The sequence below is a fragment of the Methylocystis parvus genome, assembly GCF_049675845.1.
In the GTDB taxonomy this organism is placed as follows: Bacteria; Pseudomonadota; Alphaproteobacteria; order Rhizobiales; family Beijerinckiaceae; genus Methylocystis; species Methylocystis parvus_A.
This window is the reverse complement of sequence record NZ_CP187161.1, coordinates 16,567-42,738: the sequence shown is the minus strand read 5'-3', so window position 1 is coordinate 42,738 and position 26,172 is coordinate 16,567. Positions and strand designations below refer to the sequence as shown.

Annotated in this window: 30 protein-coding genes, 5 pseudogenes and 1 riboswitch; of the genes and pseudogenes, 15 read left to right on the top strand and 20 right to left on the bottom strand. The window is 65.2% G+C overall.

Annotated elements, in window-relative coordinates; all coding sequences use genetic code 11:
* Positions 1-70 precede the first annotated feature (70 nt).
* From ACPFMJ_RS00260 to ACPFMJ_RS00210, 11 genes and pseudogenes are all read right to left on the bottom strand, one after another.
* Positions 71-408, bottom strand: a pseudogene (locus tag ACPFMJ_RS00260) (NADH-ubiquinone oxidoreductase-F iron-sulfur binding region domain-containing protein).
* A 76-nt stretch (positions 409-484) separates the two neighbouring features.
* Positions 485-1,129, bottom strand: a complete 645-nt coding sequence (gene nuoF / locus ACPFMJ_RS00255) for an NADH-quinone oxidoreductase subunit NuoF (protein ID WP_424363930.1) — start codon at positions 1,127-1,129, stop codon at positions 485-487.
* A gap of 268 nt (positions 1,130-1,397) precedes the next feature.
* Complete coding sequence (locus ACPFMJ_RS00250) at positions 1,398-2,828, bottom strand: NAD(P)H-dependent oxidoreductase subunit E (protein ID WP_424361923.1); 1,431 nt, start codon at positions 2,826-2,828, stop codon at positions 1,398-1,400.
* A pseudogene (locus tag ACPFMJ_RS00245) lies at positions 2,779-2,895 on the bottom strand (hypothetical protein); the annotation flags it as partial. The gene ACPFMJ_RS00250 and the pseudogene ACPFMJ_RS00245, both read right to left, overlap by 50 nt.
* A 137-nt stretch (positions 2,896-3,032) precedes the next feature.
* A complete protein-coding gene (locus tag ACPFMJ_RS00240; RefSeq protein WP_424361922.1) occupies positions 3,033-3,296 on the bottom strand; it encodes a hypothetical protein in 264 nt (87 codons plus the stop codon).
* Positions 3,297-3,307: 11 nt separating this feature from the next.
* Positions 3,308-3,910, bottom strand: coding sequence for an NADH-quinone oxidoreductase subunit C (locus ACPFMJ_RS00235; protein ID WP_424361921.1), 603 nt, complete (start codon positions 3,908-3,910; stop codon positions 3,308-3,310).
* Positions 3,911-3,998: 88 nt separating this feature from the next.
* Positions 3,999-4,569: pseudogene (locus tag ACPFMJ_RS00230) on the bottom strand (NuoB/complex I 20 kDa subunit family protein).
* Positions 4,560-4,858, bottom strand: a pseudogene (ndhC, locus tag ACPFMJ_RS00225) (NADH-quinone oxidoreductase subunit A); the annotation flags it as partial. The pseudogenes ndhC and ACPFMJ_RS00230, both read right to left, overlap by 10 nt.
* 65 nt (positions 4,859-4,923) lie before the next feature.
* Positions 4,924-5,397 carry an ATP12 family protein gene (locus tag ACPFMJ_RS00220; protein WP_424361920.1) on the bottom strand — a complete coding sequence of 158 codons (474 nt, stop codon included), beginning with the start codon at positions 5,395-5,397 and terminating at the stop codon, positions 4,924-4,926.
* Positions 5,398-5,535: 138 nt separating this feature from the next.
* Positions 5,536-6,594, bottom strand: coding sequence for an RluA family pseudouridine synthase (locus ACPFMJ_RS00215; RefSeq protein ID WP_424361919.1), 1,059 nt, complete (start codon positions 6,592-6,594; stop codon positions 5,536-5,538).
* A 104-nt stretch (positions 6,595-6,698) separates the two neighbouring features.
* The gene (locus ACPFMJ_RS00210) at positions 6,699-7,166 is read right to left on the bottom strand and encodes a hypothetical protein (protein ID WP_424361918.1); all 468 of its coding nucleotides are present in this window, start codon (positions 7,164-7,166) and stop codon (positions 6,699-6,701) included.
* Between the two features lie 411 nt (positions 7,167-7,577).
* Between ACPFMJ_RS00210 and ACPFMJ_RS00205 the strand changes: the two genes are divergently transcribed.
* The 3 genes from ACPFMJ_RS00205 (at position 7,578) to ACPFMJ_RS00195 (ending at position 11,824) form a co-directional block, all read left to right on the top strand.
* Positions 7,578-8,234 carry a pyridoxamine 5'-phosphate oxidase family protein gene (locus tag ACPFMJ_RS00205; RefSeq protein ID WP_424361917.1) on the top strand — a complete coding sequence of 219 codons (657 nt, stop codon included), beginning with the start codon at positions 7,578-7,580 and terminating at the stop codon, positions 8,232-8,234.
* A 79-nt stretch (positions 8,235-8,313) separates the two neighbouring features.
* The gene (locus ACPFMJ_RS00200; protein WP_424361916.1) at positions 8,314-9,945 is read left to right on the top strand and encodes an adenylate/guanylate cyclase domain-containing protein; all 1,632 of its coding nucleotides are present in this window, start codon (positions 8,314-8,316) and stop codon (positions 9,943-9,945) included.
* A gap of 106 nt (positions 9,946-10,051) precedes the next feature.
* Positions 10,052-11,824 (top strand): sodium:solute symporter, encoded by a 1,773-nt coding sequence (locus tag ACPFMJ_RS00195; RefSeq protein ID WP_424361915.1) that lies wholly within the window; start codon positions 10,052-10,054, stop codon positions 11,822-11,824.
* On the opposite strand, the gene ACPFMJ_RS00190 is transcribed toward ACPFMJ_RS00195, so the two are convergent.
* Together ACPFMJ_RS00190 and ACPFMJ_RS00185 are read right to left on the bottom strand one after the other, a co-directional pair.
* On the bottom strand, positions 11,825-12,391 hold the full coding sequence (locus ACPFMJ_RS00190; protein WP_424361914.1) for a hypothetical protein: 567 nt from the start codon (positions 12,389-12,391) through the stop codon (positions 11,825-11,827). It lies immediately after the preceding gene.
* Between the two features lie 58 nt (positions 12,392-12,449).
* On the bottom strand, positions 12,450-13,274 hold the full coding sequence (locus ACPFMJ_RS00185) for a sterol desaturase family protein (protein WP_424361913.1): 825 nt from the start codon (positions 13,272-13,274) through the stop codon (positions 12,450-12,452).
* Between the two features lie 215 nt (positions 13,275-13,489).
* On the opposite strand from ACPFMJ_RS00185, the gene ACPFMJ_RS00180 reads away from it, so the two are divergent.
* The 11 genes and pseudogenes from ACPFMJ_RS00180 to ACPFMJ_RS00130 all read left to right on the top strand — a co-directional run bounded on the left by ACPFMJ_RS00180 (position 13,490) and on the right by ACPFMJ_RS00130 (position 19,896).
* Positions 13,490-13,990, top strand: a complete 501-nt coding sequence (locus tag ACPFMJ_RS00180; protein ID WP_424361912.1) for an SRPBCC family protein — start codon at positions 13,490-13,492, stop codon at positions 13,988-13,990.
* Positions 13,991-14,014: 24 nt separating this feature from the next.
* Positions 14,015-14,467: a PAS domain-containing protein gene (locus ACPFMJ_RS00175; protein WP_424361911.1), complete on the top strand. Its 453-nt coding sequence runs from the start codon at positions 14,015-14,017 to the stop codon at positions 14,465-14,467.
* Positions 14,468-14,620: 153 nt separating this feature from the next.
* A complete protein-coding gene (gene rpsO / locus ACPFMJ_RS00170; RefSeq protein ID WP_424361910.1) occupies positions 14,621-14,890 on the top strand; it encodes a 30S ribosomal protein S15 in 270 nt (89 codons plus the stop codon).
* A gap of 453 nt (positions 14,891-15,343) precedes the next feature.
* Positions 15,344-15,514: pseudogene (locus tag ACPFMJ_RS00165) on the top strand (hypothetical protein); the annotation flags it as partial.
* Between the two features lie 52 nt (positions 15,515-15,566).
* Positions 15,567-15,704, top strand: coding sequence for a hypothetical protein (locus tag ACPFMJ_RS00160; protein ID WP_424361909.1), 138 nt, complete (start codon positions 15,567-15,569; stop codon positions 15,702-15,704).
* The gene (locus tag ACPFMJ_RS00155) at positions 15,704-15,958 is read left to right on the top strand and encodes a hypothetical protein (RefSeq protein ID WP_424361908.1); all 255 of its coding nucleotides are present in this window, start codon (positions 15,704-15,706) and stop codon (positions 15,956-15,958) included. Before ACPFMJ_RS00160 ends, ACPFMJ_RS00155 begins: the two co-directional genes overlap by 1 nt.
* Complete coding sequence (locus ACPFMJ_RS00150) at positions 15,883-16,554, top strand: hypothetical protein (protein WP_424363929.1); 672 nt, start codon at positions 15,883-15,885, stop codon at positions 16,552-16,554. The genes ACPFMJ_RS00155 and ACPFMJ_RS00150 overlap by 76 nt, the downstream gene beginning before the upstream one ends.
* Before the next feature lie 57 nt (positions 16,555-16,611).
* Positions 16,612-17,304 carry a KH domain-containing protein gene (locus tag ACPFMJ_RS00145; RefSeq protein ID WP_424361907.1) on the top strand — a complete coding sequence of 231 codons (693 nt, stop codon included), beginning with the start codon at positions 16,612-16,614 and terminating at the stop codon, positions 17,302-17,304.
* Position 17,305: 1 nt separating this feature from the next.
* Complete coding sequence (locus ACPFMJ_RS00140) at positions 17,306-17,488, top strand: hypothetical protein (protein WP_424361906.1); 183 nt, start codon at positions 17,306-17,308, stop codon at positions 17,486-17,488.
* Between the two features lie 89 nt (positions 17,489-17,577).
* Positions 17,578-18,648, top strand: a complete 1,071-nt coding sequence (locus ACPFMJ_RS00135; protein ID WP_424361905.1) for an AI-2E family transporter — start codon at positions 17,578-17,580, stop codon at positions 18,646-18,648.
* Positions 18,649-18,690: 42 nt separating this feature from the next.
* The gene (locus tag ACPFMJ_RS00130) at positions 18,691-19,896 is read left to right on the top strand and encodes a pyridoxal phosphate-dependent aminotransferase (protein WP_424361904.1); all 1,206 of its coding nucleotides are present in this window, start codon (positions 18,691-18,693) and stop codon (positions 19,894-19,896) included.
* Here ACPFMJ_RS00130 and ACPFMJ_RS00125 read toward each other — a convergent pair.
* The 4 genes from ACPFMJ_RS00125 to ACPFMJ_RS00110 form a co-directional block, all read right to left on the bottom strand.
* Complete coding sequence (locus ACPFMJ_RS00125) at positions 19,889-20,482, bottom strand: hypothetical protein (protein ID WP_424361903.1); 594 nt, start codon at positions 20,480-20,482, stop codon at positions 19,889-19,891. The two genes, ACPFMJ_RS00130 and ACPFMJ_RS00125, sit on opposite strands and share 8 nt — an antisense overlap.
* Before the next feature lie 13 nt (positions 20,483-20,495).
* Positions 20,496-20,969, bottom strand: coding sequence for a hypothetical protein (locus tag ACPFMJ_RS00120; protein WP_424361902.1), 474 nt, complete (start codon positions 20,967-20,969; stop codon positions 20,496-20,498).
* Positions 20,970-21,045: 76 nt separating this feature from the next.
* Entirely contained in the window at positions 21,046-22,167 is a 1,122-nt protein-coding gene (locus tag ACPFMJ_RS00115) for a 2'-deoxycytidine 5'-triphosphate deaminase (protein ID WP_424361901.1), read from the bottom strand.
* Positions 22,168-22,221: 54 nt separating this feature from the next.
* The gene (locus ACPFMJ_RS00110) at positions 22,222-23,799 is read right to left on the bottom strand and encodes a cryptochrome/photolyase family protein (RefSeq protein ID WP_424361900.1); all 1,578 of its coding nucleotides are present in this window, start codon (positions 23,797-23,799) and stop codon (positions 22,222-22,224) included.
* 69 nt (positions 23,800-23,868) lie between these two features.
* A riboswitch (SAM riboswitch) is annotated at positions 23,869-23,947 on the top strand.
* Positions 23,948-24,016: 69 nt separating this feature from the next.
* Between ACPFMJ_RS00110 and ACPFMJ_RS00105 the strand changes: the two genes are divergently transcribed.
* Entirely contained in the window at positions 24,017-25,210 is a 1,194-nt protein-coding gene (locus tag ACPFMJ_RS00105) for an O-succinylhomoserine sulfhydrylase (protein WP_424361899.1), read from the top strand.
* Positions 25,211-25,226: 16 nt separating this feature from the next.
* On the opposite strand, the gene ACPFMJ_RS00100 is transcribed toward ACPFMJ_RS00105, so the two are convergent.
* From ACPFMJ_RS00100 to ACPFMJ_RS00090, 3 genes are all read right to left on the bottom strand, one after another.
* Positions 25,227-25,364 carry a hypothetical protein gene (locus ACPFMJ_RS00100; RefSeq protein WP_424361898.1) on the bottom strand — a complete coding sequence of 46 codons (138 nt, stop codon included), beginning with the start codon at positions 25,362-25,364 and terminating at the stop codon, positions 25,227-25,229.
* A 114-nt stretch (positions 25,365-25,478) separates the two neighbouring features.
* Entirely contained in the window at positions 25,479-25,895 is a 417-nt protein-coding gene (locus tag ACPFMJ_RS00095) for a hypothetical protein (protein ID WP_424361897.1), read from the bottom strand.
* A 17-nt stretch (positions 25,896-25,912) separates the two neighbouring features.
* On the bottom strand, positions 25,913-26,161 hold the full coding sequence (locus ACPFMJ_RS00090) for a hypothetical protein (RefSeq protein ID WP_424361896.1): 249 nt from the start codon (positions 26,159-26,161) through the stop codon (positions 25,913-25,915).
* Positions 26,162-26,172: the final 11 nt, after the last annotated feature.

The following is a 26,172-nucleotide window of genomic DNA, read 5'->3' as shown; positions in this document are numbered from 1 at the left end:
TGGAACGTCAACCTCGACGCCATCGACGAATCTTGGTCACCGTCTCTCCAGCTCGCGGCTTGTTCATGTTCTATCCGCCGCTTATTCCGCCGCCACGCTCGGCGTGCGGATTGGCGGTGTATTGGTCGATGCGCTGCTCGATCACGTCGCGGAAATGGGTGATGAGGCCCTGGATCGGCCAGGCCGCCGCGTCGCCCAGCGCGCAGATCGTGTGGCCCTCGATCTGCTTCGACACGTCGAAGAGCATGTCGATCTCTTTTTTTTGGCGCGGCCTTCGACCATGCGCTGCACGACGCGCCACATCCAGCCCGTGCCCTCGCGGCAGGGCGTGCACTGGCCGCAGCTCTCGTGCTTGTAGAAATATGCGAGACGCGCGATGGCGCGAATGATGTCGGTGGACTTGTCCATCACGATCACCGCCGCCGTGCCCAGGCCCGAGCCGAGCTTGACGAGGCTGTCGAAATCCATCGGGCAGTCGATGATCTCATGCGCCGGACGCAGCGGACCGAGAACCGCCGGGAATGACGGCGAGCAGATTGTCCCAGCCGCCGCGAATGCCGCCGCAATGCGTGTCGATGAGTTCGCGGAAGGAGATCGACATCGCCTCCTCGACGTTGCACGGCCGTTCGACGTGGCCCGAGATCTGGAAGAGCTTCGTGCCGGTGTTGTTCGGCTTGCCGATGCCGGCGAACCAGGACGCGCCACGACGCAGGATCGTCGGCGCGACCGCGATCGACTCGACATTGTTGACCGTCGTCGGGCAGCCATAGAGACCGACATTCGCCGGAAACGGCGGCTTCAGGCGCGGCATGCCCTTCTTGCCTTCGAGGCTCTCGAGCAGCGCCGTCTCTTCGCCGCAGATATAGGCGCCGGCACCGTGATGGACGTAGAGATCGAAGGGATAGCCGTGGACATTGTTCTTGCCGATGAGCTTCGCCTCATAGGCTTCGTCGACCGCGCGCTGCAGCGCCTCGCGCTCGGCGATGAACTCGCCGCGCACATAGATGTAGCAGGCATGCGCGCCCATCGCGAAAGACGCGATCATCGCGCCCTCGACCAGCGTATGCGGGTCGTTGCGCATGATCTCGCGATCCTTGCAGGTGCCAGGCTCCGACTCGTCGGCGTTGATGACGAGGATAGTGCGGCCGTTGCGGATCGACTTCCTTCGGCATGAAGGACCATTTCAGCCCGGTGGAGAAGCCCGCGCCGCCGCGGCCGCGCAGGCCCGAGGCCTTCACCTCGTCGATGATCTTGTCGCGGCCCTTGGCGAGCAGGGCCTTGGTGTTGTCCCATGGCCGCGCGCGCGCGCCCGCCAGCGAGCGATCGCCGAGACCGTAGAGGTTCGTGAAGATGCGGTCTGCGTCGGAGAGCATGGTTTTCAGTCCGTTTCGCTTCGATCAGCCTATTTCGCGCTTTCGCCGTAGAGCGAGGTGAGGCTGGTGAGCTTGCCCAGCGGCTCGGACGACGCGTCCCTTCTGCGAGCCGGTCTTGACCGGACGGCCGGCCGCGAGATCGTCGAGCAGCTTCTCGAAATTCTCGGGCGTGAGGTCCTCGTAGTAGTCGTCGTTGATCTGCACCATCGGCGCGTTGCAGCAGGCGCCGAGGCATTCGACTTCGAGCCAGGAGAACAAGCCGTCGGCCGTCACCTTGCGCTGCGGACCGACCTTGCGCTCGAGCACCTTGATGAGGATCGTCGGAGCCGCACAGCATGCAGGGCGTCGTGCCGCAGAGCTGGATATAAACTTGCCGACCGGCTCGAGATTGAACATGGTGTAGAAGGTCGCGACCTCGAGCACGCGGATCTTCGGCATGCCCAGCAACTCCGCGACCTTTTCGATCGCGGCCTGCGGGAGCCAGTAATCATTCTGCTCTCTGCCACAGCGCCTGCCACGAGGCCTGGCGTCCGTCGGGGTATTTCTCGATTTGCTTCGCGAGCCACGCCTCGTTTTGCGGCGTGAAGGCGAAGCTCTCAGGCTGGTTTTCGGCAAGGCGACGGTTGGACATCTTGCGTGATTTCTGAACCGAAGCTCTGGCGTCGGCTGCTCGGCGAGACGACGGACGGACATTAGCGATCGACCTCCCCGAAGACGATATCGAGCGAACCAAGGATCGCCGAGACGTCGGCGAGCATGTGGACGGCAGATGAAATCCATGGCCGAAGATGCGCGAAGCCCGGCGCGCGGATCTTGCAGCGATACGGCTTGTCGCCGCCGTCCGGAGACGAGATAGACGCCGAATTCGCCCTTGGGCGCCTCGACCGCGGCATAGACTTCGCCGGCCGGCACGTGGAAGCCCTCGGTGAAGAGCTTGAAGTGCTGGATGAGCGCTTCCATCGAGCGCTTCATCTCGTCGCGCGAGGGCTGCGTGATCTTGTGGTTCGGCGTCAGCACCGGGCCGCGGCCGTCGGCGCGCAGCAGCTTCTCGACGCACTGCTTCATGATGTAGGTCGACTGCCGCATCTCCTCCATGCGGATCACGGCGCGGTCGTAGCAGTCGCCATTCTTGCCGACCGGGATGTCGAACTCCATCTCCTCGTAGCACTCGTAGGGCTGCGCCTTGCGCAGATCCCAGGCCGCGCCCGAGCCGCGCACCATCACGCCCGAGAAACCCCACGCCCACGCGTCCTCGAGCGAGATGACGCCGATGTCGACGTTGCGCTGCTTGAAGATGCGGTTCTCGATGAGCAGGCCTTCGAGATCGTCGCAAACCTTCAGGAACGGGATCGCAGAAAGCGCCGATGTCCTCGACGAGTTGATCCGGCAGATCGCGCGCGACGCCGCCCGGACGGAAATAATTGGCGTGCATGCGCGCGCCGCAGGCGCGCTCATAGAACACCATGAGCTTTTCGCGCTCTTCGTAGCCCCAGAGCGGCGGCGTGAGCGCGCCGACGTCCATCGCCTGCGAGGTGACGTTCAGCAGATGCGAGAGCAAACGGCCGATCTCGGCGTAGAGCACGCGGATGAGCTGGCGCGCGGCGCGGAACCTCGACGCCGAGCAGCGCTCGATCGCGAGGCAGAAGGCGTGCTCCTGGTTCATCGGCGCGCATAATCGAGCCGATCGAAATAAGGCACGTTCTGCAGATAGGTGCGCGCCTCCATCAGCTTCTCGGTGCCGCGATGCAGAAAGCCGACATGCGGATCGACGCGCTCGACGACCTCGCCGTCGAGCTCGAGAATGAGGCGCAGCACGCCGTGCGCCGCCGGATGCTGCGGGCCGAAATTGATGTTGAAGTTGCGTAGGCCCTGATCGGGCTTTGCGGCTTCGGAGTTGGCGGGGGCGATGGCTTGATCGTTCATCTGCGACGCGCTCACTTGCTCGCCTTCTCATCGCCCGGAAGGTCGTATTGCACGCCCTCCCACGGCGAGAGGAAATCGAAATTGCGGTATTCCTGCTGGAGGCGCACCGGCTCGTAGACGACGCGCTTGCGCTCGTCGTCGTAGCGGACCTCGACGAAGCCCGTCATCGGGAAGTCCTTGCGCAGCGGATGGCCGTCGAAGCCGTAGTCGGTCATGATGCGGCGCAGGTCCGGGTGACCCGCGAAGATCACGCCGAAGAGATCGTAGGTCTCGCGCTCGTACCAGTCGGCGCCGGGGAACAGCGAAACGATGGAATCGACCGGCGTGTCTTCGGCGGCCGGAGTCTTGATGCGGATGCGGCGATTATGCTTGGGCGACTGCAGATGCAGGACGACCTCGAAACGCTCGTCGCGCTCCGGATAGTCCGCCGCCGTCACGTCGACGAAATTGACGAAGAGGCATTCCGGATCGTCGCGCAGATAGGTCGCCGTCTCGAGCCAGCGGTCGCGCGCGACGGTGAGCGTGAGTTCGCCATAGGCGACCTTCACATCCGTCACCGCGCCGGGAAGAGCGCCGCTGATCCGCGCGCCCAGCGCCTCCAGTTCCCCAACCATCGCCAATCCCTTGTAAGCCCGAAGCGTGCTTTAGCTTCGCGTTGTTCGTTTTCCCGCCCGCGCCTGAGGCGCGAACGGCATGGCGCAATCAGCGTTCGATCGTGCCGGTGCGGCGAATCTTCTTTTGCAGCAGCAGCATGCCGTAGACAGCGCCTCGGCCGACGGCGGGCAGCCCGGCACATAGACGTCGACCGGAATGATGCGGTCGCAGCCGCGCACCACCGAATAGGAATAGTGGTAGTAGCCGCCGCCATTGGCGCAGGAGCCCATGGAGATGACGTAGCGCGGCTCCGGCATCTGGTCATAGACCTTGCGCAGCGCCGGCGCCATCTTGTTGGTCAGCGTGCCGGCGATGATGATGCAGTCGGACTGGCGCGGCGAGGCGCGCGGCGCGAAGCCGAAGCGCTCGAGTCGTAGCGCGGCATCGCCGCCTGAATCATCTCGACCGCGCAGCAGGCGAGGCCGAAGGTCATCCACATGAGCGAGCCGGTGCGCGCCCAGTTGATGAGATCGTCCGTCGCCGTGACGAAGAAGCCCTTGTCGGCCAGTTCTTCGTTTATCTGCAGGAAGAAGGGGTCGTCCGAGCCGACCGGCTTGCCGGTGCGCGGATCGATGAGACCTTTGGGTTCGGGAGCGATCAGCGTCGTCATCAATCCCATTCCAGCGCGCCCTTGCGCCATTCATAGACAAAGCCGACGGTCAGCACGCCGAGGAACACCATCATCGACCAGAAGCCGAAGGCGCCGGCTTCCTTGAAGGCGACGCCCACGGAAAGAGGAAGGCCACCTCGAGGTCGAAGACGATGAAGAGCAGCGACACGAGATAGAAGCGCACGTCGAATTTCATGCGCGCGTCGTTGAAGGCGAGCAGGAAGGGCGCGACGAACGGCGATTGAAGCGCCCGCAGCGGCATATATTGTTCATAGGCCGAGAGCTTTTCCAAAGTTGGAAAATCGCGGGTTCCGTAACAAAGCCCCTTGTGCAAAGCAAGAGACAAGCGCGGCCGGTCCGGAGTTATGAGCGGATTCGTCGCGGAAATGGCGAATTATCAGGCGCCTTCCCGCTCGGCCGGCACGCAGTCGGCGACGAAGCCAGCGCGCCGGCGATCGACGTCTTCGCCCCAGGCCCGCATCTGAAAGTCCTCGTCGATAGCGCCATGCGGCCGAAGATGATCGCGAGCGAATCAGCGAGCCGGTGATTGTGAAGCGCCGCGATGGCGGGGTCGATCTTCTCCCCCTGCCCCGCCCATTCCGCCGCGAGCGCTTCGGCGAGGTCGCGCGACGGCACGATGATCCGCCGTTTGGCGGGGGTGTTTACTGGCCGGCCGTCGAGCAGGATCGAATAACCGCCCTCGGCCTCGCCGATGGCCGCCTCTTTATAGAAGCGCTTGGGCAGCGGACGGGCCGGGTCGCGCGCGGCCTTGACGGGATCGCGCTCGCTTTCGGGGACGAAGAAGTCTGCGTCGAAGCCGGTGGGGTGGTTGGCCATGGCGTATTGCTCCGAATTAGCGGAGGGGCCTTACCCCCTCCCTGTCCCTCCCCCGCAAGCGGGAGAGGGGACGCTCACGATCAGCGCCCTTGATGAAGGCCCGCTTCCGTCCCCTCACCCGCTAAGCGGGGGAAGGGGTCATGCGTCCGGCGCGTCCTCGATCGGGTCATACTGCTTGGCGTCGAAGCCGAACATCTCCCAGCTCCTCTGCATATGGTCGGGCAGCGGCGCGGTGACGTCCAGCACGCCGCCTTTCGGATGGGGCAGCACGAGGCGGCGGGCCAGAAGGTGGAGCTTGTAATCCAGCCCGTCCGGCATGGCGCGCAGCGGGTCGCGGCGGCGCACTTCGTCCTCTGGGCGATGGCCGTATTTGGGGTCGCCGAAGATCGGGTGACCGATGGCCTCCGCATGGGCGCGGAGCTGGTGGGTGCGGCCGGTTAGCGGCTTCATCGACAGCCAGGCGCATTTCGGCGCGACCTTGTCGACGATGGCGTAATAGGTCAGCGAATGCTGGGCGTCCTCATCGCCATGCCGCGCGACGCGCATCTTCTCGAGGTCCCTGCCCCCGCCGCGGGTTTTCTCCATCCCGGCGCCCTTGGCGAGATAGAGCGAAATCCGTCCCTGCGCGGGCTTCGGCACGCCTTCGACGAGCGACCAGTAGATCTTCTTGGCCTGCCGGGAGCGGAAGATTTCACCCAGATCGGCCGCCATGCGGCGCGACTTGGCGATCAGCAGCACGCCCGAGGTGTCGCGGTCGAGGCGGTGGACTAGCACAGGGCGCGAGTCGCCCTTGGCCAACGCCTCCAGCATGCCGTCGATATGGCGCTTCTGGCCGGATCCGCCCTGCGTCGCGAGGCCATAAGGCTTGTTGAGGACCATCAAATCCTTGTCCTCGAACAGCGTCATGTTGGCGAGCGCCTGCGCATCCTCCGGGCTGGCGCGCCTGACCGCAGGCGCCGCCGGCGCCTCGATCTTCAAGGGCGGGACTCGGACCTTCTGGCCCTCCTCGAGCCGGGTCGACGTCTCGACTCGCTTGCCGTCCACCCGCACCTCGCCCTTGCGGCAGATCTTGGCGAGATGGGAAAGCGCGAGCGTGGGGTAGCGCCGCTTGAACCAGCGGTCGACGCGCATCCCCACCTCGTCCTCGGTGACGGTCGTCGTGGTCACGCCTGCGCCTTTGGCTTCGGGCGCGCTCATGCGGCGCCTCGTGGGCGCGGAAGGGTGCGGAAAATCGGCATGCCGGCCTTATGAACCATCGGCCGCCCGCTTGTCGATGGCCCCGCTTCGCGACGCCCTGCGGCCTATTGCATCGAAATCACGACGCCGGAAGCCCCGCTGGCGAGTTGCAGCCCCTCGCGGGCGCCCTTGAGGCTGATCAGAACGCCATTGGCGTTGCGCAGCCAGACCCGGCCCCTGCCCTTGTCGCCTAGCGCCCAGCCGGTGCGCAGCTCGGCATAGGCGCCCGGGAACTGGGAGACGTCCGTGAGGCCATAGACCTCCCCCTTGGCGTTGAAGGACGAGGCGCCGAAACCGCCAACGCCCAGCCCGCCGATCTTGAAGCGGTAATTGCGTCCCTTGTAGCTCAGCTTCCCGCCGCCGAAGGACCCGGAAGCGATGAAGGCGACTTGCGTTTGCTGGATCGTGATGCGTGCGGAGGGCTTGTCCGTCGGCCGGTCTTCCGCCGAGGCCGGGACCGCAGCGAGCGGTTGGGCCGATATGAGGGTCGGAAAGAGGAGCAGGAAAAATCGCCGAGAAATCCTGTTTGTCACAAGCCGCTCCCAACTGTCCGCCTTTTGCGGAAGCCACAACTTCCGAGAGCTTATCAAGAGAATCACACTTTCTGCAAAGGCCGCCCTTGACGCGGGGGGCGCTTTCTTTGGCGGGAGATTTGCCGGCGGGCCGCCCATGAGGCATGCTGAAACGCGCCAATTGGATGAAACGGATCAGCACTTCGAATGTGGAGAGCTCTGCTCGCCATTGCCGGGCTCGTCGCGGGCTATGCAGCAGGCGGTCTCATAGGGGCCGTCCTGATCGAGCTCTTTTCCACAAACCGGCACGATAAAAGTCTCGAAGCCGCGATGACGGGCGCTTTTGTCACCGGCCCCTTGGGCGCCCTTGTCGGGCTGATCATTGCGCTATGGTGGCCCCGCTCCCCCTGACGCCCAGACCAGAGGAACTTAATGTCCGAATATTACGGCCCCGCCCATCGCGACCTTCAAGACGCCTTCGATTCGCGCCGCCTCGCCGACCTGATGGAGGGTGGGATCATGCATGGGGAGTTCGCGCCCCATGAGATCGACTTTATCCAGTCGCGGGACATGTTCTTCCTGGCGAGCATCGACCCCGCGGGGCGGCCCACTGTGTCCTACAAGGGCGGCGCGCCGGGCTTCGTTCGGGTGACGGGGACGCGGTCCCTCGTCTTTCCCTGGTTCGACGGCAACGGCATGTTCTATTCGGCGGGCAATATCGCGCAAAACGGCAAGGTCGGCCTGCTCTTCATTGATTTCGTGACGCCCAACCGCCTGCGCGTGCAGGGCGAAGGGAAGCTCTTGCGCGATGCGGAGGCGGCGTCCGCTTTTCCCGGCGCGCAGTTCGTCGTGGACGTCGCGGTCGAGTCCATCTGGGTCAACTGCCCCCGTTACATCCATCCGCATCAAAAGATCGCCGACTCGAAATATGTGCCGAACGCAGATGGAGCCGCGCCGATGCCTGGTTGGAAGCGCCTCGACGTCGCCCAGGACGCCATCCGCCCCGAGGAGCGGGAGAAGGTGGCGGCGGCCGGCGGCGTGATCGACATGGAAACCTATGCGGGGATGGTCGAGCGTGGCGAGGCCTGACGGGCCGCTTCGCGGCCTCACTGTCGAGTAACTCTTTGCGACTACTGAATGGTCGCCCCTCGAAGACGGCTCGCGATCCATGAAGCTGCGCACATTCTTTTCGGCCTTTTTCCTCGTCCTGGTCTGGTTCGCCGGCGCCAATATGGCCCTGGGCTTTCTTTTGGCCGACGCGCAGAGAAAGACCGCGCAGCTGCACAGGCAGATGGACGACCTCACCTCCCTCTCGGAGGATCTGGTGATTTCCTCGCAGTGGCAGACGCGCTTCGCCCGCGGCTACATCGCGACGCGGGATCCCGCGAGGCTGAGATTCTACAACGAGATCGACGACATTCTGAAAGGCAAAATCGCGCGGCCGGAAACCTATAGCTTCGAATATTGGGACGCGGTCGGCGGCGGCGTCGTCCCCGAGCCGGCGGCCCAAAAGGAGGGCGCGACGCCTCTGGAGGAGCGCTTCCTGAAGCTGAACATCACGGTCGAAGAGTTCAACCAGCTCAAAAAGGCGATCGAACTTCTCGGAAAGGTGAACGCCACCGAAAACCTCGCCATGCACGCCGTCAACGGCGAGTTCGACGACGGGACCGGCGCTTTCTTGAAAAAGGGCAAGCCCGATCCGGCCATGGCGAACAAGCTGCTCTATGGCGAAAAATACAGCAAGGAGAATGGCGAGCTCAGCTACGCCATCTTCCAGTTCAACGAGGGCGTGAAGGCGCGCTTCAAGCGCCTCCTGGACGAACAGGCGCGCCACGAGGACGAGCTCTTCACCTACAACAAGGTCGTGTCGTCGGGCCTTTTCGCGCTCGTGCTGATTTCGGTTGTCTTCCTCCAGACGCATTTCATCGCGAGGAGCGCGCGCCTGATGAAAGCCGTCCACCGGATAAGCGGCGGCGATCTTGGCGCGGAGATTGCCGTCTCCGGCAATGACGAGATCGGCGAACTCGCCGACGCCCTTCGCTCGATGGCGGGAAATCTGAAAAACGCCTTCGAGAAACTCGAGGAGAAGGTCGAGCTCACCGAGCGCACCATGGTCGAACTCGACAGCGAGCGGCAGCGCTCGGAAAAGCTTCTGCACAACATCCTGCCCGCCGCCATCGCTGAGCGGCTGCGCGGCGGCGAGGAGATGATCGCGGAAGTCTTTCCCGAGGTGACGGTGTTCTTCTCGGACATTGTCGGCTTCACGGACCTCTCGGCGCGGATCGGCCCGCACGCGACCGTCAACATGCTCAACGAGCTGTTCGGCAAGTTCGACGAGCTGGCGGAAAAGCACAGCGTCGAGAAGATCAAGACGATCGGCGACAGCTACATGGTCGTCGGCGGCGTCCCGAACCGCGATCCGCTGCATTGCCAGCACATCGCGGAATTCGCCATGGAGGCGCTCGACTTCGTGCGCGGTTTCTCGAAGACGCACCCCTTCAATATCTCGATGCGCATGGGCGTCCACACGGGCACCGTCGCCGCCGGCGTGCTCGGCAAGAAGAAATTCTCCTACGACCTGTGGGGCGACGTGGTGAATGTCGCCAGCCGCTTCGAGTCGAGCTCGTCTCCCGACCGCATCCACGTCTCCGAGTCCGTGCGGGTCCGGCTGGCGGATGATTTTACGTTCGAGGACGCAGGCACGGTGGAGCTCAAGGGGAAAGGAACGGTGGCGTCGTTCTATCTGCTGGGGCGGAAGGACGAGAGCGCGACGGTCCTCGCCTTCGCAAAAAAGGGGTGATGAGCCGAAACGCCAGCAGGTTTACGCTGGCTTGGCAGGCCCCGCCCTTCCCCGCATCGCGGCGCTCCGTTAATCTCTCGCGCAACCCTTCCGCGAGAGCCCCCAAATGCGAGAGCGTTCCGGCGAAGCCTTCCTCTACGACCGCGCCATTCTCGATTCGCGGATCGCCTTCGTCACCGCGAGCTTCCTGCTCGCCTATGGCTTCACGGCGCTGCTCGACCGCGTCGGGGCGCCGGAGCGCTTCGTGGCGGCGGCCCCGCCCTGGTTCACGCTGCTGGCGCTCGCCGCAATCGGGTTCCTCCTGCATTCCATGCGGGTCTCTTTCTACTATGCCGGCGCCCGCGCCGTGCCGGCGGCCTATTCCGGCTTCGCCAACGCGGCCGTCGCCGTCGCGCTCCTGCTGCCTTTCGCGACGCGCCTCGCCGGGCGCTCCTGGGGGATCGGCGTCGTCGGCGGGGCATTCCTTGGCCTCGCGGTCGCGACGCTCTTTCTCGCCCCGCTCCTGCGCAAGACCGGCGCCTTTTCGCTCTCGGCGCTTCTCGCCGTGCGCTTTCCGGGCGAGGCCCCGCGCTTCGGGCTCATCGCCGCCGTCGGCCTGTCATCCGCCCTTCTCGCCGTCGCGGGCGCGCAGATCGCCGTCGACGCGCTGGTCGACCTCACCGGGGCGGGCCGTGTCTTCGCGGCCTTCGCCGTGGCGGCGGCAGGGATCGTCGTTTCCGGCCCCGGCGGGCTCGGCGGCGCCGTCTGGGCGGCGTCGGCAGCCGCGGGCGTCGCGCTGCTGGGTTTGGGCTGGCCGATCGCCGCGCTTGGCTTTCAGGGTGAGTTGCCCGTCGGCCTGCTCGGCGGGCCGGGCTGGTCCGAGGCGGGCGCGCTCCTTGCCGATTGGCGCCTGATGCCGGCTCCCATGGGGCTCGCGGTCGAAATCGGCGCGGCGCTGGCCATGGCCATGGGCGTCTGCGCGCTGGCGCCGGTGCTGGCGCCGGCCGTGACGACGGAAAGCCCGGCCGACGCGCGCGCCTCGGGAATTGCGACGCTGGGCTGGAGCGTCATCTTCGCATTGCTGATCGCCGCCGCCGTCGCCGCATCCGCTTTGAGCGTCGCGGACTCCGTCGCCGGCCAGACCGCCGAGCGCCTGCCCGAGCCGATCTACGCCGCGAGCGCGCGCGGCCTCGTCGCCGTCTGCGACGCCAGCGTCCGCACCCCATCGCAGGCCCAGCGCGCCTGCGCTGCTCGCAAGATCGCGCCCGGAACGCCCCTGCGGCCCGTCGACGTCCGCCCCTCCAGCGACTACCTCCTCGGCGCGCTCCCCGGCGCGACCGATCTCGGCGCGGCCGCCTCCGGCCTTCTCGCCTCGGGCATTGTCGCCTTCGGCCTCGCCCTCGCCGCCATGGGTCTGCAGGCCTGCGGCGCGGCGGTCGGGCATGACGCCCTCTACCGCCTGCGCGGCGAGGTCGACCTCACGAGCCGGCGCCTCGCCATCACCCGCTTCGCCCTCGTCGCCATCGCGACCGCGAGCTATGTCGTGAGCGTGACCCAGATCGTCACGCCAGGCGCGCTCGTCGCCCTGGCGCTCGCCATCTCCGCCGCCTGCGTCGCGCCATCCGTCGCGCTCGCCTTCTGGAACCGTGCGGGCGACCGGGAGGCGCTGGCGGCGCTCGCCGCCGGCGCGGCCGGACTCGCCGCCGCGCTGATCATCGCGGGGCCGGCCCGCAAGATCGAAGCCTATGCGCTCTCGGCGCTGGCCGGCGCGACGCTCGCCCTGGCGGCGGGCGTCCTTTCCGGCCTCGCCTCGCGGGACGAGAAGCCGGAAGCGGACGCCTTCGTGCGCCGGCTTCTCCACGGCGACGGCGAAATCATCGCCCCCGACAAGGGGGCGTAATCACTTCAACTCCGGCCCGGCCTTGCCGAGGACGACGGGCTTGTCCTTGCCGCAGACGAAATTGCGCGCATGTTTGTCGGCGATCTCGCGGGCGAGCTCGTTGGCGTCCGAATTGGCCCGCGCGTCGACATAACCGACATGGCAGACTGCGCCGGGCGGCAGGCGCGTCACGACCAGCGCACGGCCGTTCACCGTGTTCTTGTCGATCTCGGCCGGGGTCTTGTAGTTCCAGCGCATGATCGTCGCGAAGGGCTTGCCGCCGTCGAGCCGCCACTCGATCGTGCCCTTGTAGAAATCGTTGAAGGGGCCAAGCGTCTGACCGGCCGCCGGCTCGTCGGCCGCCTTCTTCCCAAAGCTCACATACATGCGCTGATCGCCGGCGCCGAACCAGACGGGCACGCCCGCATAACCCTTGCAGCGCCAGTCGCCGTAATCTTCCTCCACCGCGCCTTCGCGATGCCGGCACTCCTTGCGCACGTCGATTTCCGTGTAAGCGGAAGTGACGCTCTGCGCATGCGCGGCCGAAGCGCCGAGACAAAGAGATAGAGCGAGCAAACTGCGTTTCATGGTCTTCTCCCCGCGGTCCAAGGACCGCGAGGAGAGAATGCCAAAACCCGCGCCGGCGCTAGATGCGCTGGCTCACATGGCGGGACTTGCGGGGCAGAAGATGCAGCACGCGGGCGAGCCGCCGCTCCGTGAGGAAGGCGAGGCTGAAGAGCTGGAGGAGATTTTGCGCCTCGATCAGTTCCAGCCCGATCGATTTCGGCTCGACCTCCTTGCGGGTGCGGAAAAGAATGTCCCAGATCGCCAGCACGATGCCGTAATTGCTGTCATGCTCGCTGCGCCGCGTCGAGTGATGCGTGCGATGCAGGGACGGGGTGATGATCACGTAAGAAAGATAGCGCTCTCCCGGGATGGCGATGTTCGCGTGGTGGAAGAGCACGAACAGCATCCGCGCGATTTCGCACAAAACGACGACATGGGCGTCCGCGCCGATGACGACCGTCGCGACGCATTTGACGATCACTTCCAGAAGCTGGTCGAAAACGTGGAACCGCAGGCCGGTCGTGACATGGAAGCTCTTGTCGCTGTGATGGATCTTGTGAAACCGCCAGAGCGCCTCGTAACGGTGCCCGCAATAGTGCCAGGCGTAGACCACGAAATCGAAGAGCACGAAGCTGATCGCCCATTTCCAGGGTCCGTCGGCGACGCCGCCCAGAAGACCGTGACGCGAATAGGCGCCGGCGACGACCAGCAGGCTCGACACCGACAACAGGTTCATGATCACATTGTTGACGAGAAACGCCGAGGCGTTCGTCGAGAAGGAGGCCATCAGCCCATTGCCTGAAAAGCGGCGCAAGGGTCTGCGCTTCTCCAAGAAGAGGAGCGTCGCGAAAAGGCCGAAGGCGGCAAGCAGCAGAAAACTGTCAGCGTGTAGCGGAGCGCTCATGTCGAGTACCTCTCGCCTCTCGCCGCGAAAGCGCGGCGTGAACGTTTTTCCTAAATTGATTTGGGCTCCGTCACGTCCCCTTCAACGCCCGCGAAACCATTAAATTCTGCCAAAATGCCTGCATTTTCGGCTCCTGCCCGGGCGCGTGCTTGTCGCTATCCGGGATCGGATTAACTATTCGATTAGAAGCCAGCGTCTCGTCGAGAGGGCAGCTCATGTTCGGACTAGGAACGGGCTTGGCGCCATCGGTCAAAGGATCGGCGTCCGTCGCCGTCTCGCAAACGGTCGACAAGGTCTACGCGTTCGTCGTGAGCGACTTTTTCTCGAACTACCAGAAATGGGCGCCGCAAGTCGTGGAGCTGGAGCCGAAGGGACCGACGCCGGTCAGGCCCGGCATTCGCGCCCGCCAGGTGACGCTCGATCGCGGCATGCGCAGCGAATCGACCTTCGAGGTCTCGGCGGTGGAGCCGCCGAAGCGGCTCGTCATCGAGGGCCTGTCGGAGAGCTTCCGATCGACCTACCACTTCGAAGAAGTGTCAGCGGAAGAGACCGAGGTCACTTTCGAATTCGAGATGCGCGAACTCGACCTTTCCATGCGCCCCTTCGCCAAGCTCATTGGCATGGCGCTGCAGGAAGGCGCGGAGCAGACCATCGAGAACCTGAAGACATTGCTGGAAAAGAGCCCCGCTTGCGCCAGGCGGGCGCGCGCGTCGTAAAGACTCTGACCTTGGGAGGACGGCATGTTCGTCGTGCAGAAAGACAACGGTATCGTCCCGACGATCCTCACGCAGATCCTCGACCGCTGCGTCAATGGCGTCACCCTCTCCGATCCCGACCTGCCGGATGAGCCGATCGTCTACGCCAACAAGGCCTTCGAGCAGATGACCGGCTACGCGCAGGACGAGATCGTCGGCAGGAATTGCCGCTTCCTCCAGAAAGAGGACCGCGACCAGCCCGCGAGGCAGATCCTGCGCGCGGCGCTGGAGAAGCACGAACCTGTCGAGGTGACGCTGCGCAACTACCGGAAAAACGGGGAGCTTTTCTACAACAGGCTTACGGTTTCGCCGTTGCGCTGCCCCAAGGGCAATGTGATGTATTATCTCGGCGTCCAATATGACGTGACCCAGATGGTCAAAGCCGAAGAGGAAATCGGCCGGCTCGGCGAGCGCCTGAAGCTTCTGGAAGGCGCGTGACAGGGCCCGCCCCCTATCCTTCCGCGCGATTTCTGCTATAAGGCCCCGCACGCCCGGCCTCGCCGGGCGGCGCCGCTTTGGGGCGACCTCGCTGGACGACATCCCGGCCTTGGCCGCGCCTCGCGGAGAACTTCCAACATAAAGGATAGACGGATGTCGATCACGGCCGAGCGCAAGCAGGCGCTTATCAAGGAATACGCCACCGCGACGGACGACACGGGCTCGCCCGAGGTTCAGGTCGCGATCCTCACGGAACGCATCGTCAACCTCACCGAGCACTTCAAGACGCATGTGAAGGACAATCACTCGCGTCGCGGCCTGCTGAAGCTCGTTTCCCAGCGCCGCCAGCTCCTCGATTACGTCAAGAAGCGGGACGAAGCCCGCTACAAGACCCTGATCGAGCGGCTCGGCATTCGCCGCTGACAACGCCTCGCGAAGGCGGCGCTATTTTGCGCCGCTTTCGCTTTTTTGGACCTCGCGCCTTTGGCGCGGCTTTGCGAGCCTGAACGGCTCGGGGTCCGGCCGGCCGGCGGCATAGGGCCGCCCGCCCGAATACCGGCGCACAAACGTCATGGCAGGATCGCCGGACGCTGCGTGGTTGTAGAGTTAAGTCGCCCGCAGCCTCTCGCCGTCTTGCTCATGACGAACCGCCGGTTCATCAGAGAAAGACAACGCATGTTCGAAATCCACCGCGAAGAACTCGACTGGGCCGGCAGCAAGCTCGTCCTCGAGACCGGCAAGATCGCCCGCCAGGCGATGGCGCCGTGATGGCGAGCTGGGGCGAGACGACCGTGCTCGCGACCGTCGTTTCCGCCAAGGCTCCGCCAAGCCGGGCCAGGACTTCTTCCCGCTCACCGTCAACTATCAGGAAAAGGCATTCGCGGCCGGCCGCATCCCGGCGGCTATTTCAAGCGCGAAGGCCGTCCCGTCGAGCGCGAGACGCTGGTCTCGCGCCTGATCGACCGTCCGATCCGCCCTCTCTTCCCGGACGGCTATCGAAGCGACACGCAGGTCATCGTCACCGTTCTGTCGCATGATCTCGAGAACGATCCCGACATTCTCGCCATGGTCGCCGCCTCCGCCGCGCTGACGCTCTCGGGTGTGCCCTTCATGGGCCCCGATCGGCGGCGCGCGCGTCGGCTATATCAACGGCGCGCTCAAGCTCAATCCGACGATCGAGGAAATGAAGCTCTCCGAGCTCGACCTCGTCGTCGCCGGCACGCCGACGCGGTGCTGATGGTCGAGTCGGAGGCCAAGGAGCTTTCCGAAGCGACCATGCTCGAAGCGGTGATGACCGGCCATCGCGGCTTCCAGCCCGTGATCGACGCGATCATCCGCCTCGCCGAGCGCGCCGCGAAGGACCCGCGCGACCTCGTCGCCGATCAAGGAGGAAGTCGGCGGCGCTCGTTTCCAACATCGCGGAAGCCGAGCTGCGCGAGGCTTACAAGATCACCGTCAAGCAGGACCGCTACGCCGCCGTCGACGCGGTGAAGGCGAAGGTCATGGCGGCGATCTTCCCTGAAGGCGAGACCGCGGATTTCACCAAGGAAGAAGTCACCGAGGTCTTCAAGGAGCTTCAGGCCAAGGTCGTGCGCTGGAACATCCTCGACGACGGCATGCGCATCGACGGCCGCGACGTGAAGACCGTTCGTCCGATCGTCGCCGAAGTCGGCGTTCTGCCGCGCACCCACGGCTCGGCGCTCTTCACGCGCGGCGAGACGCAGGCGCTGGTCGTCGCCACGCTCGGCACGGGCGAGGACGAGCAGTTCGTCGACTCGCTCGAGGGCACCTATAAGGAGCGCTTCCTGCTCCATTACAACTTCCCGCCCTACTCGGTCGGCGAAGACGGGCCGCATGGGCTCGCCCGGCCGCCGCGAAATCGGCCACGGCAAGCTCGCTTGGCGCGCCATCCGTCCAATGCTGCCGCCGCCGGCCGAGTTCCCCTACACGCTGCGCGTCGTCTCCGAGATCACCGAGTCGAACGGCTCGTCGTCGATGGCGACAGTCTGCGGCTCTCGCTCGCGCTGATGGACGCCGGCGTGCCGCTGAAGCGCCGACGGCCGGCATCGCGATGGGCCTCATCCTGAAGGCGAGCGCTTCGCGTTCTCTCCGACATTCTCGGCGACGAGGATCATCTCGGCGACATGGACTTCAAGGTGGCAGGCACGTCGAACGGCGTCACCTCGCTGCAGATGGACATCAAGATCGCCGGCATCACCGAGGAGATCATGAAGGTCGCGCTCGCGCAGGCGAAGGACGGCCGTTTGCACATCCTCGGCGAGATGTCGAAGGCCCTCACCACGTCGCGCGCCGAACTCGGCGAATTCGCGCCGCGCATCGAGACGCTGAAGATCCCGACTGACAAGATCCGCGACGTGATCGGCTCGGGCGGCAAGGTCATCCGCGAGATCGTCGAGAAGACCGGCGCCAAGATCAACATCGAAGACGACGGCACGGTGAAGGTCGCGTCCTCCGACGGCAACTCGATCAAGGCGGCGATCAACTGGATCAAGTCCATCGCCTCCGATCCGGAAGTCGGCATGATCTATGAAGGCACGGTCGTCAAGACCGGAGTTCGGCGCCTTCGTGAACTTCTTCGGCTCAAGGACGGCCTCGTCCACATCTCGCAGCTCTCGAAGCAGCGCGTGAACAAGACGACCGACGTCGTGAAGGAAGGCGACAAGGTGAAGGTGAAGCTGCTCGGCTTCGACGATCGCGGCAAGGTGCGCCTCTCCATGCGCGTCGTCGACCAGGAAACCGGTCGAGGCCAAGGAAAAGGCCGAGAAGGAAGCCGCCGCCGCCGGCGAGCCGACATCGGCAGGCCATTGGGAAAGTGAAATGCCCGGTCTCACGCGCGAATCCTACGACGCGGTGGAGCCCAACGGCGCGCATAGTTGCGATCTCAATTTCCTCACCGCCAAGGGCAAGCGCGATGGCAAGCCGGTCGAGGTGAAAACGCCGCTGAAGAAGCTGGCGGACTGGGACGAGGACAAGGCGCCGCCGAAGGAATGCGTCTTTTAGCGCGCTTCTCTTTCGCGCGAAGCGCGCCGGGTCGTTTGCCCGGCCCGCCGTCGCTCTATCTGAACCTTTCAAAACAGCGTCGGGGCCACATGACTGATCCAAAGAAAGGCGACGATGCCGCCGGCGAATTGTTCGCGCCGCCCCAGCCGGTCGATATTTTCCTGCTGGCGCGGCTCGGCTTCACCTTCATCTTCGTCGTCATCACGGCGCTCATCGCGGAGCCATATCTTGAGAGCCTCACCTGGGCGCTCGTGCTGGCCGTAGTCTTCGTCGGCCCGCATCGCTGGCTCGAAGAGCGCATCGGTCCAAGCGCAGCAGCGGGCGTGTCGGTTTTTCTCATCGCCGTTATCATTGTCGGCCCGCTCCTCTTTGTCTCGGAGCGCCTGATCAACGAAGCGCTGACCGGCGTCGACTATATCCAGAACAGCGTCGCCGACGGAAAATGGAGCGCTTTTCTCGAACTTCATCCCTGGCTGAAATGGATCGGCGACCAGGTGGACGTGCGAGCGCTCGCGGGCCGAATCGGGGAGTTCGTCACGAATATCGGCGGCGCGCTTCTGAAACAGTCCACGGGTCAGGCGATCACCCTGCTTCTCGCCTTCTACATGCTGTTCTTCTTCCTCCGCGACCGGCGGGCGGGCATCGACGCCATTGTGCGCCTCTCGCCTTTTTCGTCGATGGAGACGGGAAAGCTCATCGTGCGCGCGCGCGACACGATTCACGCCATGATCTACGGCACGCTCACCGTCGCCGCCATGCAGGGCATGCTCGGCGGGTTCATGTTCTGGTGGCTCAATTTCCCCTCGCCGATTTTCTGGGCCATCGTCATGGGCGTGCTGTCGATCGTCCCGGTTCTGGGATCCTTCGTCATCTGGATTCCGGCCACGATTTTCCTTGCAATCGAAGACCGATGGGCGGACGCGCTCACGCTCGGCCTATGGGGAAGCGTCGTCATCTCGACCGCCGACAATCTCGTGCGCCCGCTGCTCGTCGGCGAGACGCTGCGCCTGCACACGGCGCCAGCCTTCGTCGCCATGCTGGGCGGCCTGCAGCTCTTCGGCGCGGCAGGCCTCATCCTGGGCCCGCTCGCCTTCACCATGACCACGCTGATGCTGGAATTCTGGCGGCGCCGCGCCGATCCCGATCTGCAATCGAAGTAGCGACCGACGCCGCCGCATAATAATGTGCCGCCGAAGCCATATGTGAAAGAACGTTACGCCCACATGCGTGAATCGAACCGGCTCACGGCCGTCCAGACCCCGATCATCCCCGCCATCGCCGATCTCATCCGCGCCACGCCGGGCGTGATTTCGCTGGGCCAGGGCGTCGTGAATTACACGCCGCCGCCGATCGTCGCGGCGGAGATCGAGCGCTTCTTCGCCGATCCGAACAATCACAAATATCAGGGCACGTCCGGCATACCGGCGCTGAACGAGGCGATCACGGCCAAGCTGGCCAGCGAGAACAATGTGCGCGTCGGCGCCGCGCATGGAAACGGCGTGATGGTGACGGCCGGCGGCAATCAGGCGTTTCTCAATGTCGCGCTCGCCATTCTCGATCCGGGCGACGAGGTCATCCTGCCCGTTCCCTATTATTTCAATCACGAGATGGCCATTACGATGGCCAACGCCCGGCCCGTTCTCGTGGCGACCGATAGCAACTATCAGCTCGACCTCGACGCGCTCGCCGCCGCGATCACGCCGCGAACGCGCGCCATCGTGACGATCTCTCCGAACAATCCATCGGGCGTCGTCTATCCGGAAGAATCGCTACGCGCCGTCAATGCCCTCTGCGCGCGGCACGGCCTCTTCCACGTCAGCGACGAGGCGTATGAGTATTTCACCTATGACGGCGCGAAGCATTTCTCGCCGGCCTCCATCCCCGGCGCCGAAGCGCATACGATCTCGCTCTATTCCATGTCGAAGGCCTATGGCTTCGCGAGCTGGCGCATTGGCTGGATGGTTTTCCCCACAGCCCTCGAGCCGGCGCTCCGCAAGATTCAGGACACGCTGATCATCTGCCCGCCCGTCATCGCGCAATTCGCCGCCGCCGGCGCCATGTCGCTCGGGCGCGGCTTCGTGCAGGAGAAGGTCGAGGCGCTCGCGCGGACGCGCGCCATGGTGCGCCGTGAATTGTCGACGCTGGAGGCGGAGGGGCTCGCGGAAGTCCCGCAGGCCGAAGGCGCCTTCTATTACCTGCTGCGCATCAATTCGCCGCTCGCGCCGCTTCCTTACGTCACGCGTCTCATCCGCGAGCACAAGGTCGCGGTCATTCCGGGCGACGCTTTCGGGTTAGAAGGCGGGTGCAGCCTGCGCCTCGCCTATGGCGCCTTGCGGCCCGAGACGGCGGTGGAAGGCGTCGGGCGCTTCGTCGCGGGCGTCAGAGCGTTGCGAAGGGAGATCACGTAAGGCCGAGGACGCCGCGCAATCGCGCAAGTTGCTTTTCAGCCACCTGGCGCGTTGCGAAACCGCGTGTCTCGAACGCTTCGCCGCTCTTGAGACGAAGCGCCACGCTGTAGGTATCAGGACCATCGTCCTGCTCGCGCACACAAACGAGCGATTCCGCGAGATCAGCGGCGCGGATGATCGTCTTTCCTTCACCCAGAAGGTTGCGCCGGTCGATCTCGATGGCGCCTTCACGCAACGCCCAGCTTTGCGCTTCGCCCTCTATCGCCACGCGGATGAGCTCGAATCCCCCGCTCCAGACGCCAAGGGTGAAGAAAGCGAAGAAACAGGCGATGGCCCCGTCGATCCGTGCGCCAAACAACGCAATGCTGACGCCGACCACCCCGAGCGCCGTCAGGACTTCGACAAGCCACCTGCGGCGCAGGCGCCTGCGAAGCCGCCACTTTGCCAAGGCGACGAGGGCCAGCAGCGACGCGAAGCCGGGGCTGAGATGGAACGCGAAAAGCGGGGCAGCCACGAAGAACAGGCCCAGAGCAGCCGGGAAGGCTCGCGCCCAGGCCGGCGCCGGAAAACCGTTGTTGAGGGTCATCCATCCGCCCTGGTCATTCCACCGCCAAACCCAGCGCCTGACGCAGCCGCCGCTCGATCGCCTCGGCCGTTGCTCGCTTTTCCGCTCCGGCCGTCTCGAATGTGGCGCCGTCGCGCGTCGTCAGGGCGACGCCGAACGTATTGGCGCGCGAATCCCACTCGGTTTCCTTGATGGCGGTCTCGACGACGTCGCCGGGGCGAAGGCGGGTCGTCCAGCGCCGGAAGAGGTTGCGGCGCTCGATCTCGATTTCCGCTTCGCCGACGCGCCAGCGTTGATCCTCTCCGACAACCGCGATCAGGAGGAAGGAGCCGCCAACCGCCCATGCGCCAAGGGTGATGACGCCGAAGAAGAGTGAAAACCAGCCGGGATGCAGGAAGGCGTGGCGGAATTCCCATGCCGGAGCGAGGATAGCCAGAAGGCCGACCGCGCCCAGAACTGCCCGCAACACATGCGGCAAGGGGCGGTCCAGATAAAAATCATCTTCCATTCAGCGCGAGACTATCGCGCCTGCATTGAAACTTTATGACGGTTCCTGGTTAAGCTGACGTCGCCGCGGCTCGACCCTATTCCACGCAAAAATGCTTCGAAAGCTTGAGCCCCTGCCCCTGATAATTCGAGACGCCCTCCTCGCCATAGAGCGCCTGCGGCGTCTCCGCCATCCGCTCATAGACGAGGCGGCCGATGTACTGGCCGTCTTCCAGGATGAACGGCACTTCGCGCGAGCGCACCTCCAGCACGGCGCGGGCGGCGGGCGCCCCGCCCTCCCCCGCGCCGAAGCCGGGATCGAAAAAGCCGGCGTAATGCACGCGGAACTCGCCGATCGCGGCGTCCATCGGCGCCATTTCGGCCGCGAGGTCTGGCGGGATGGCGAGGCGCTCGCGGGAGGCGAGGATGTAGAAATCGCCCGGATCGAGAATGAGGCGACCGTCGCGGGCCGGCAGACGGTCCCAGTAATCGTCGATGCGATAGGCGCCGATGCGGTCGACGTCGATGACATCCGTATGTTTCTGCGCGCGATAGCCTATGACGCCGCCAAAGGCCGCCGAACCCAGCGCCACGCGCAGCACGACGCCGTCGCGCAAATTAAGCGCACCGTCGACCAGCGGCGTTCGCTGATGCAGCTCGGCCAGCGCCGCGTCGGAGAGCGCGAAACCGCCCTGCCCCGCCTCGGGCCGCGTACGAAAACGAAGTTGATTGAGGCGCGACCCCTTGCGCACCCGCACAGAGAAGCTGCGCGGCGACACCTCAGCGTAGAGCGGGCCGCCGTAACCGGGCTCCACCTCGTCGAAGCGCTCGCCCCGGTCGGTGATGAGGCGGGTAAAGATGTCGAGGCGGCCGGTGGAGCTTTTGGGATTGGCGGCGCCGGAAACATCCGGCGACAGCGCCAGACTCTCCATCAGCGGCACGACATAGACGCAGCCGCGTTCGAGGATCGCGCCCTCGCCTTCGAGCGACATCTCGTCATAGGCGAGCGCCGAGAGAATATCCCCGACCCCGCGCCCGTTGCCAGGCAGGAAGCTCGCGCGGACGCGATAGGCTTTGGGCCCGAGCCGCAGATCGAGGCTCGCGGGCTGGATCTGCCCATGGGCGAGCGGCGCGGCGGCGCGGATCGCGCCCCCCTCGGCCATCGCCTGAATTTGCCGGCTGGAGAGCACGCCGCCCTGCGTTTTTTCCAAAGGCGTCATGTCGCGCCGACCCCTGACTCGAAAACAAACCGCCCGCATTAATGCAGCGCCGCCCTATAAAGGCAGACGCCCCTGCGCTTGGGAATAGCCTTTGCCGGGCCGCTGGTCCATCTCGGGACCGTCCAAAAACGCCGCCGCGTCCCGGGCGATCTCCGCCCGCCGTTCGTCGGTCATCGCGTCGAGCGTGCGCAACGGCATGGAGAGGCGCGGATTGGCGGGCAGCCGGCTCCGGTTCGCCAGAAAGAAATTCCAGTAGAGGTAGTTGAACGGGCAGGCCTTCGGACCGCTCTTCGCCTTCACGTCGAACGCGCAGCCTTCGCAGTAATCCGACATGCGGTCGATATAGGCGCCCGACGCCGCATAGGGCTTCGACGCCAGCACGCCGCCATCGGCGAAGATCGCCATGCCGTGGGTGTTGGGCAATTCCACCCAGTCATAGGCGTCCGCATAGACGGCGAGATACCACTCCTCGATCTCGCGCGGCGAAATGCCCGCGAGCAGCGCGAAATTCCCCGTCACCATCAACCGCTGGATGTGATGCGCATAAGCGTTGCGCTTCGTCTCGGCGACGACATTGCGGATGCAGTTCATCCGCGTCTCGCCGGACCAGTAGAACCAGGGCAGCGGGCGCGTCGCGTTCAGAGCATTGGTCTCGGCGTATTCCGGCATTTTTAGCCAGTAAACGCCGCGCACATATTCCCGCCAGCCGAGGATCTGGCGGATGAAGCCCTCCACGGCGTTGATCGGCGCCGCGCCTGTGCGAAAGGCGCGCTCGGCCGCGACGCAGACCTCATGCGGCGTCAGGAGGCCGAGATTGAGATAAGGCGAGAGCGTCGCGTGATAGAGGAAAGGCGCGCCGCTCTTCATCGCGTCCTGATAGTCGCCGAATGTCGGCAGGCAGTTCTCGATGAAGTCGCCCAGCGCCTTCAGCGCCTCTCGCCGCGTGACGGCCCAGCCGAATGTGTCGAGATCGCCGAAGTGACCGCCGAAACGCCTCGCGATCAGCGCCATGACCTCGCGCGTGATCTTGTCGGGCGCAAAGCGCAGGCGCTCGGGCGGACGGAATTTCGCCGGCAGGGATTTGCGGTTTTCGGGATCGAAATTCCACTTGCCCCCGACCGGGGCGTCCTCCTCCATCAGGAAGCCCGTCCGGCGGCGCATCTCGCGATAGAAGAACTCCATCCGCAGCCCCTCGCGCCCCTTGGCCCAGCGGGCGAATTCGGCGTTCGAGCAGAAGAAGCGGTCGTCATCCCTGACGTCGACGATCAGACGCAGCGCCTCGGACCAGCCGAGCGCCATCTCCCGAACCCGCCATTCTCCGGGCTCGGTCACGACCACGCGCGACGGCCGGTGGCGCGCGACGGCGCGGGCTAGTTCGCCCGTGAAGGAGCCCGTATTCTCTGGATCGTCCAGACGCACATAATCGACAGCGATCCCCTCCTCCCGCAGCTCCGCCGCGAAATGGCGCATGGTGGAGAGGACGAGCGCGATCTTCTGCTTGTGGTGGCGGACGTAGCGCGTCTCGTCGGCGACCTCGGCCATCAACACGACGTCGCCACTGGCGAGGCCGTCGAGCGCGGAAATCGAGCGGGTGAGCTGGTCGCCGAGGATGAAACGAAGGGTCTTGGGCATCCGACCGAAATATGGCCCCAAACGGCGAAGTCAAAGTGGCGATTGACAGTCCGGCCGCCATCTAGGATTAGTGAAACACGTGGTTATTTGAGCCGGCCGGCTTGCCGCCACGAAAAACAAGGCGCTAAAAGGCCGGGTCTTCCGAAGGAAACCCGTTTTTAGTTCGCGCGCGGCCGCGCGCTCACGATTTGGCGCGTGCGCGCCGAGGGAGAGAAGAATGAACGACGCCCCGCGCAAGCTGAAGCCGGCGACGCTGCTCGTCCATGGCGGGACGACGCGTTCCTCTTTCGGCGAAATCTCCGAAGCCATGTATCTCACGCAGAGCTTCGCCTATCCGACGATGGAAGCGGCCGAGGCGCGCTTCAAGGGCGACGATCCGGGCTTCATCTATTCGCGCTTCTCCAACCCCACCGTCGCCATGTTCGAGCAGCGCATGTGCCTGCTCGAAGGCGCTCAGGCCGCCCGCGCCACGGCGAGCGGCATGGCCGCCGTCACCGCCGCCATGATGGCGCAAGTAAAGGCGGGCGATCATGTCGTGGCGGCCCGGGCGCTTTTCGGATCCTGTCTCTATGTGGTCGAAGACCTGCTGCCCCGCTTCGGCGTGACCTCGACCCTCGTCGACGGCGCGGATCTCGAGCAATGGAAGGCGGCGGTTCGGCCGGAGACCAAGCTCTTCTTCCTTGAAAGCCCGACCAATCCGGGCCTTGAAGTCTACGACCTCAAGGCCATCGCCGACATCGCCCACAATGCCGGCGCCCGCCTCGTGGTCGACAACGTATTTGCCACGCCGCTCCTCCAAAAGCCCTTCGAGTTCGGCGCGGACGTCGTCGTCTATTCGGCGACGAAGCACATTGACGGACAGGGCCGGTGCCTTGGCGGCGTCATCCTCTCCTCGCAGGCCATCATCGAGGAGAGCATCCACAATTTCCTGCGCCAGACCGGCCCGGCCATGTCGCCCTTCAACGCCTGGGTGATGCTGAAAGGTCTGGAGACCTTGCCGCTGCGCGTCGGCCAGCAGGCCGCGAGCGCCGCGAAGATCGCCGAGTTCCTCGCCGAGCAGAAGGGCGTGACGAAGGTGCTCTATCCCTTCCGCAAGGATCATCCGCAGGCGGAATTGGCGCGCCGGCAGATGCTCGGCGGCGGCACGCTGGTGAGCTTTTTCCTCGCGAGCAAGGCGGAAGCCTTCAAGCTCGCCAACGCCTTGCAGGTCATCAAGATTTCCAACAATCTCGGCGACGCGAAGAGCCTCGTCACCCATCCGGCGACGACCACGCATCAGCGCCTGACGCCCGAAGCCCGCGCCACGCTCGGCATCACCGACGGCATGCTGCGCCTCTCGGTGGGGCTGGAAGACGCCGACGATCTGATCGAGGATCTGGCGGCGGGGCTGGCGGCGGCTGGACGCGGCTGAGAACGCCCCTCCGGCATCAGCGCGACGACTTTCGCGCCGGGACACGAACGGTCGCGGCGGCGGCTTCGTGCCGCAAACACGCGATGACGAAGACGCTCAAAGCCATGACCGCGGTGGTGATCTCCAGACCGACCGACAAGACTGTTTCCTGCATGCGTTCCTCCCGCGCCGCGCGGAGCGACGTCTCATGAGCCAAGATTCGCGTGAGCCAAGATTCGCGTCGGCGCCCCAAGGAGGTAGCAAGCGCCGACGCAAATCCGCTTGGGGCTTACGTCAGGGAGGAAGGCGGCGCCCGCGCCCGGTTCGACAATCGGGGCCTGGGCGTCGGCGCGACGCGGTCCGCCACCATTCCCAGGCGGAGGGGGTCTCCTGGGATGGGCGCCGCGCCGACAAGACCGGGCCGCGCCGCCAAGGGCGCGACGCCGCAGCAGAGCGTCTGGCACACGACGCAATCAATGCCGCGGTCGCTGGGGGGGCCCGGCCGCCCCGATTGCGCGTCGGGCATGGGCGCGCCCGACGCGAAACACACGAACGCCGTTGCAATCTTTTCCGGCCCCGCGCGCCAGCCGAGCGCGAGCGACGCCGCGAAGGGCGCGCTCGTCAGCACGGCGGCGACCAGCAGCAGCGCGCGCGCAAGGCGGCTCGCTGCGCCGACGCGCAGAATGGCGGAGAAAGACGGCGTCATCTTTTGATCGATCGCCCTTACGAGGCCAGGCGGGCGAATTGCGCCCGCCGCTCGAGATCGATCAGACGGATTGCGCCCTTCCGGGCGTCTCGCCACATCGCGATCACCGGCGCAATGGCCGGAGACGCAGAAACCACGAGATCCCGTTCACGCTGCTCGCGTTCTTGCATAATTTCGAGCATCGACTGCGCCAGCGCGCAATCGCGACTGCTCGGCCGCTTCTTGACCATCCAAATTCTCCCGCATCGCCGCTCGAACGGCGGCATCGTTTCTCGGT

Excerpts from the sequence above, each read along its gene's own strand:
- ACPFMJ_RS00180 (WP_424361912.1), top strand. The coding sequence starts at position 13,490 with ATGTTCGGACTAGGAACGGGCTTGGCGCCATCGGTCAAAGGATCGGCG.
- ACPFMJ_RS00195 (WP_424361915.1), top strand. The coding sequence starts at position 10,052 with ATGCGAGAGCGTTCCGGCGAAGCCTTCCTCTACGACCGCGCCATTCTC.
- ACPFMJ_RS00100 (WP_424361898.1), bottom strand. The coding sequence starts at position 25,364 with ATGCAGGAAACAGTCTTGTCGGTCGGTCTGGAGATCACCACCGCGGTC.
- ACPFMJ_RS00250 (WP_424361923.1), bottom strand. The coding sequence starts at position 2,828 with ATGAGCGCGCCTGCGGCGCGCGCATGCACGCCAATTATTTCCGTCCGG.
- ACPFMJ_RS00135 (WP_424361905.1), top strand. The coding sequence starts at position 17,578 with ATGACTGATCCAAAGAAAGGCGACGATGCCGCCGGCGAATTGTTCGCG.
- ACPFMJ_RS00240 (WP_424361922.1), bottom strand. The coding sequence starts at position 3,296 with ATGAACGATCAAGCCATCGCCCCCGCCAACTCCGAAGCCGCAAAGCCC.
- ACPFMJ_RS00190 (WP_424361914.1), bottom strand. The coding sequence starts at position 12,391 with ATGAAACGCAGTTTGCTCGCTCTATCTCTTTGTCTCGGCGCTTCGGCC.
- ACPFMJ_RS00105 (WP_424361899.1), top strand. The coding sequence starts at position 24,017 with ATGAACGACGCCCCGCGCAAGCTGAAGCCGGCGACGCTGCTCGTCCAT.
- ACPFMJ_RS00120 (WP_424361902.1), bottom strand. The coding sequence starts at position 20,969 with ATGGAAGATGATTTTTATCTGGACCGCCCCTTGCCGCATGTGTTGCGG.
- ACPFMJ_RS00205 (WP_424361917.1), top strand. The coding sequence starts at position 7,578 with ATGTCCGAATATTACGGCCCCGCCCATCGCGACCTTCAAGACGCCTTC.
- ACPFMJ_RS00215 (WP_424361919.1), bottom strand. The coding sequence starts at position 6,594 with ATGAGCGCGCCCGAAGCCAAAGGCGCAGGCGTGACCACGACGACCGTC.
- rpsO (WP_424361910.1), top strand. The coding sequence starts at position 14,621 with ATGTCGATCACGGCCGAGCGCAAGCAGGCGCTTATCAAGGAATACGCC.
- ACPFMJ_RS00095 (WP_424361897.1), bottom strand. The coding sequence starts at position 25,895 with ATGACGCCGTCTTTCTCCGCCATTCTGCGCGTCGGCGCAGCGAGCCGC.
- ACPFMJ_RS00115 (WP_424361901.1), bottom strand. The coding sequence starts at position 22,167 with ATGACGCCTTTGGAAAAAACGCAGGGCGGCGTGCTCTCCAGCCGGCAA.
- ACPFMJ_RS00125 (WP_424361903.1), bottom strand. The coding sequence starts at position 20,482 with ATGACCCTCAACAACGGTTTTCCGGCGCCGGCCTGGGCGCGAGCCTTC.
- ACPFMJ_RS00110 (WP_424361900.1), bottom strand. The coding sequence starts at position 23,799 with ATGCCCAAGACCCTTCGTTTCATCCTCGGCGACCAGCTCACCCGCTCG.
- ACPFMJ_RS00140 (WP_424361906.1), top strand. The coding sequence starts at position 17,306 with ATGCCCGGTCTCACGCGCGAATCCTACGACGCGGTGGAGCCCAACGGC.
- ACPFMJ_RS00155 (WP_424361908.1), top strand. The coding sequence starts at position 15,704 with ATGGTCGAGTCGGAGGCCAAGGAGCTTTCCGAAGCGACCATGCTCGAA.
- ACPFMJ_RS00185 (WP_424361913.1), bottom strand. The coding sequence starts at position 13,274 with ATGAGCGCTCCGCTACACGCTGACAGTTTTCTGCTGCTTGCCGCCTTC.
- ACPFMJ_RS00090 (WP_424361896.1), bottom strand. The coding sequence starts at position 26,161 with ATGCCGCCGTTCGAGCGGCGATGCGGGAGAATTTGGATGGTCAAGAAG.
- ACPFMJ_RS00200 (WP_424361916.1), top strand. The coding sequence starts at position 8,314 with ATGAAGCTGCGCACATTCTTTTCGGCCTTTTTCCTCGTCCTGGTCTGG.
- ACPFMJ_RS00145 (WP_424361907.1), top strand. The coding sequence starts at position 16,612 with ATGGACTTCAAGGTGGCAGGCACGTCGAACGGCGTCACCTCGCTGCAG.
- ACPFMJ_RS00175 (WP_424361911.1), top strand. The coding sequence starts at position 14,015 with ATGTTCGTCGTGCAGAAAGACAACGGTATCGTCCCGACGATCCTCACG.
- ACPFMJ_RS00220 (WP_424361920.1), bottom strand. The coding sequence starts at position 5,397 with ATGGCCAACCACCCCACCGGCTTCGACGCAGACTTCTTCGTCCCCGAA.
- ACPFMJ_RS00235 (WP_424361921.1), bottom strand. The coding sequence starts at position 3,910 with ATGGTTGGGGAACTGGAGGCGCTGGGCGCGCGGATCAGCGGCGCTCTT.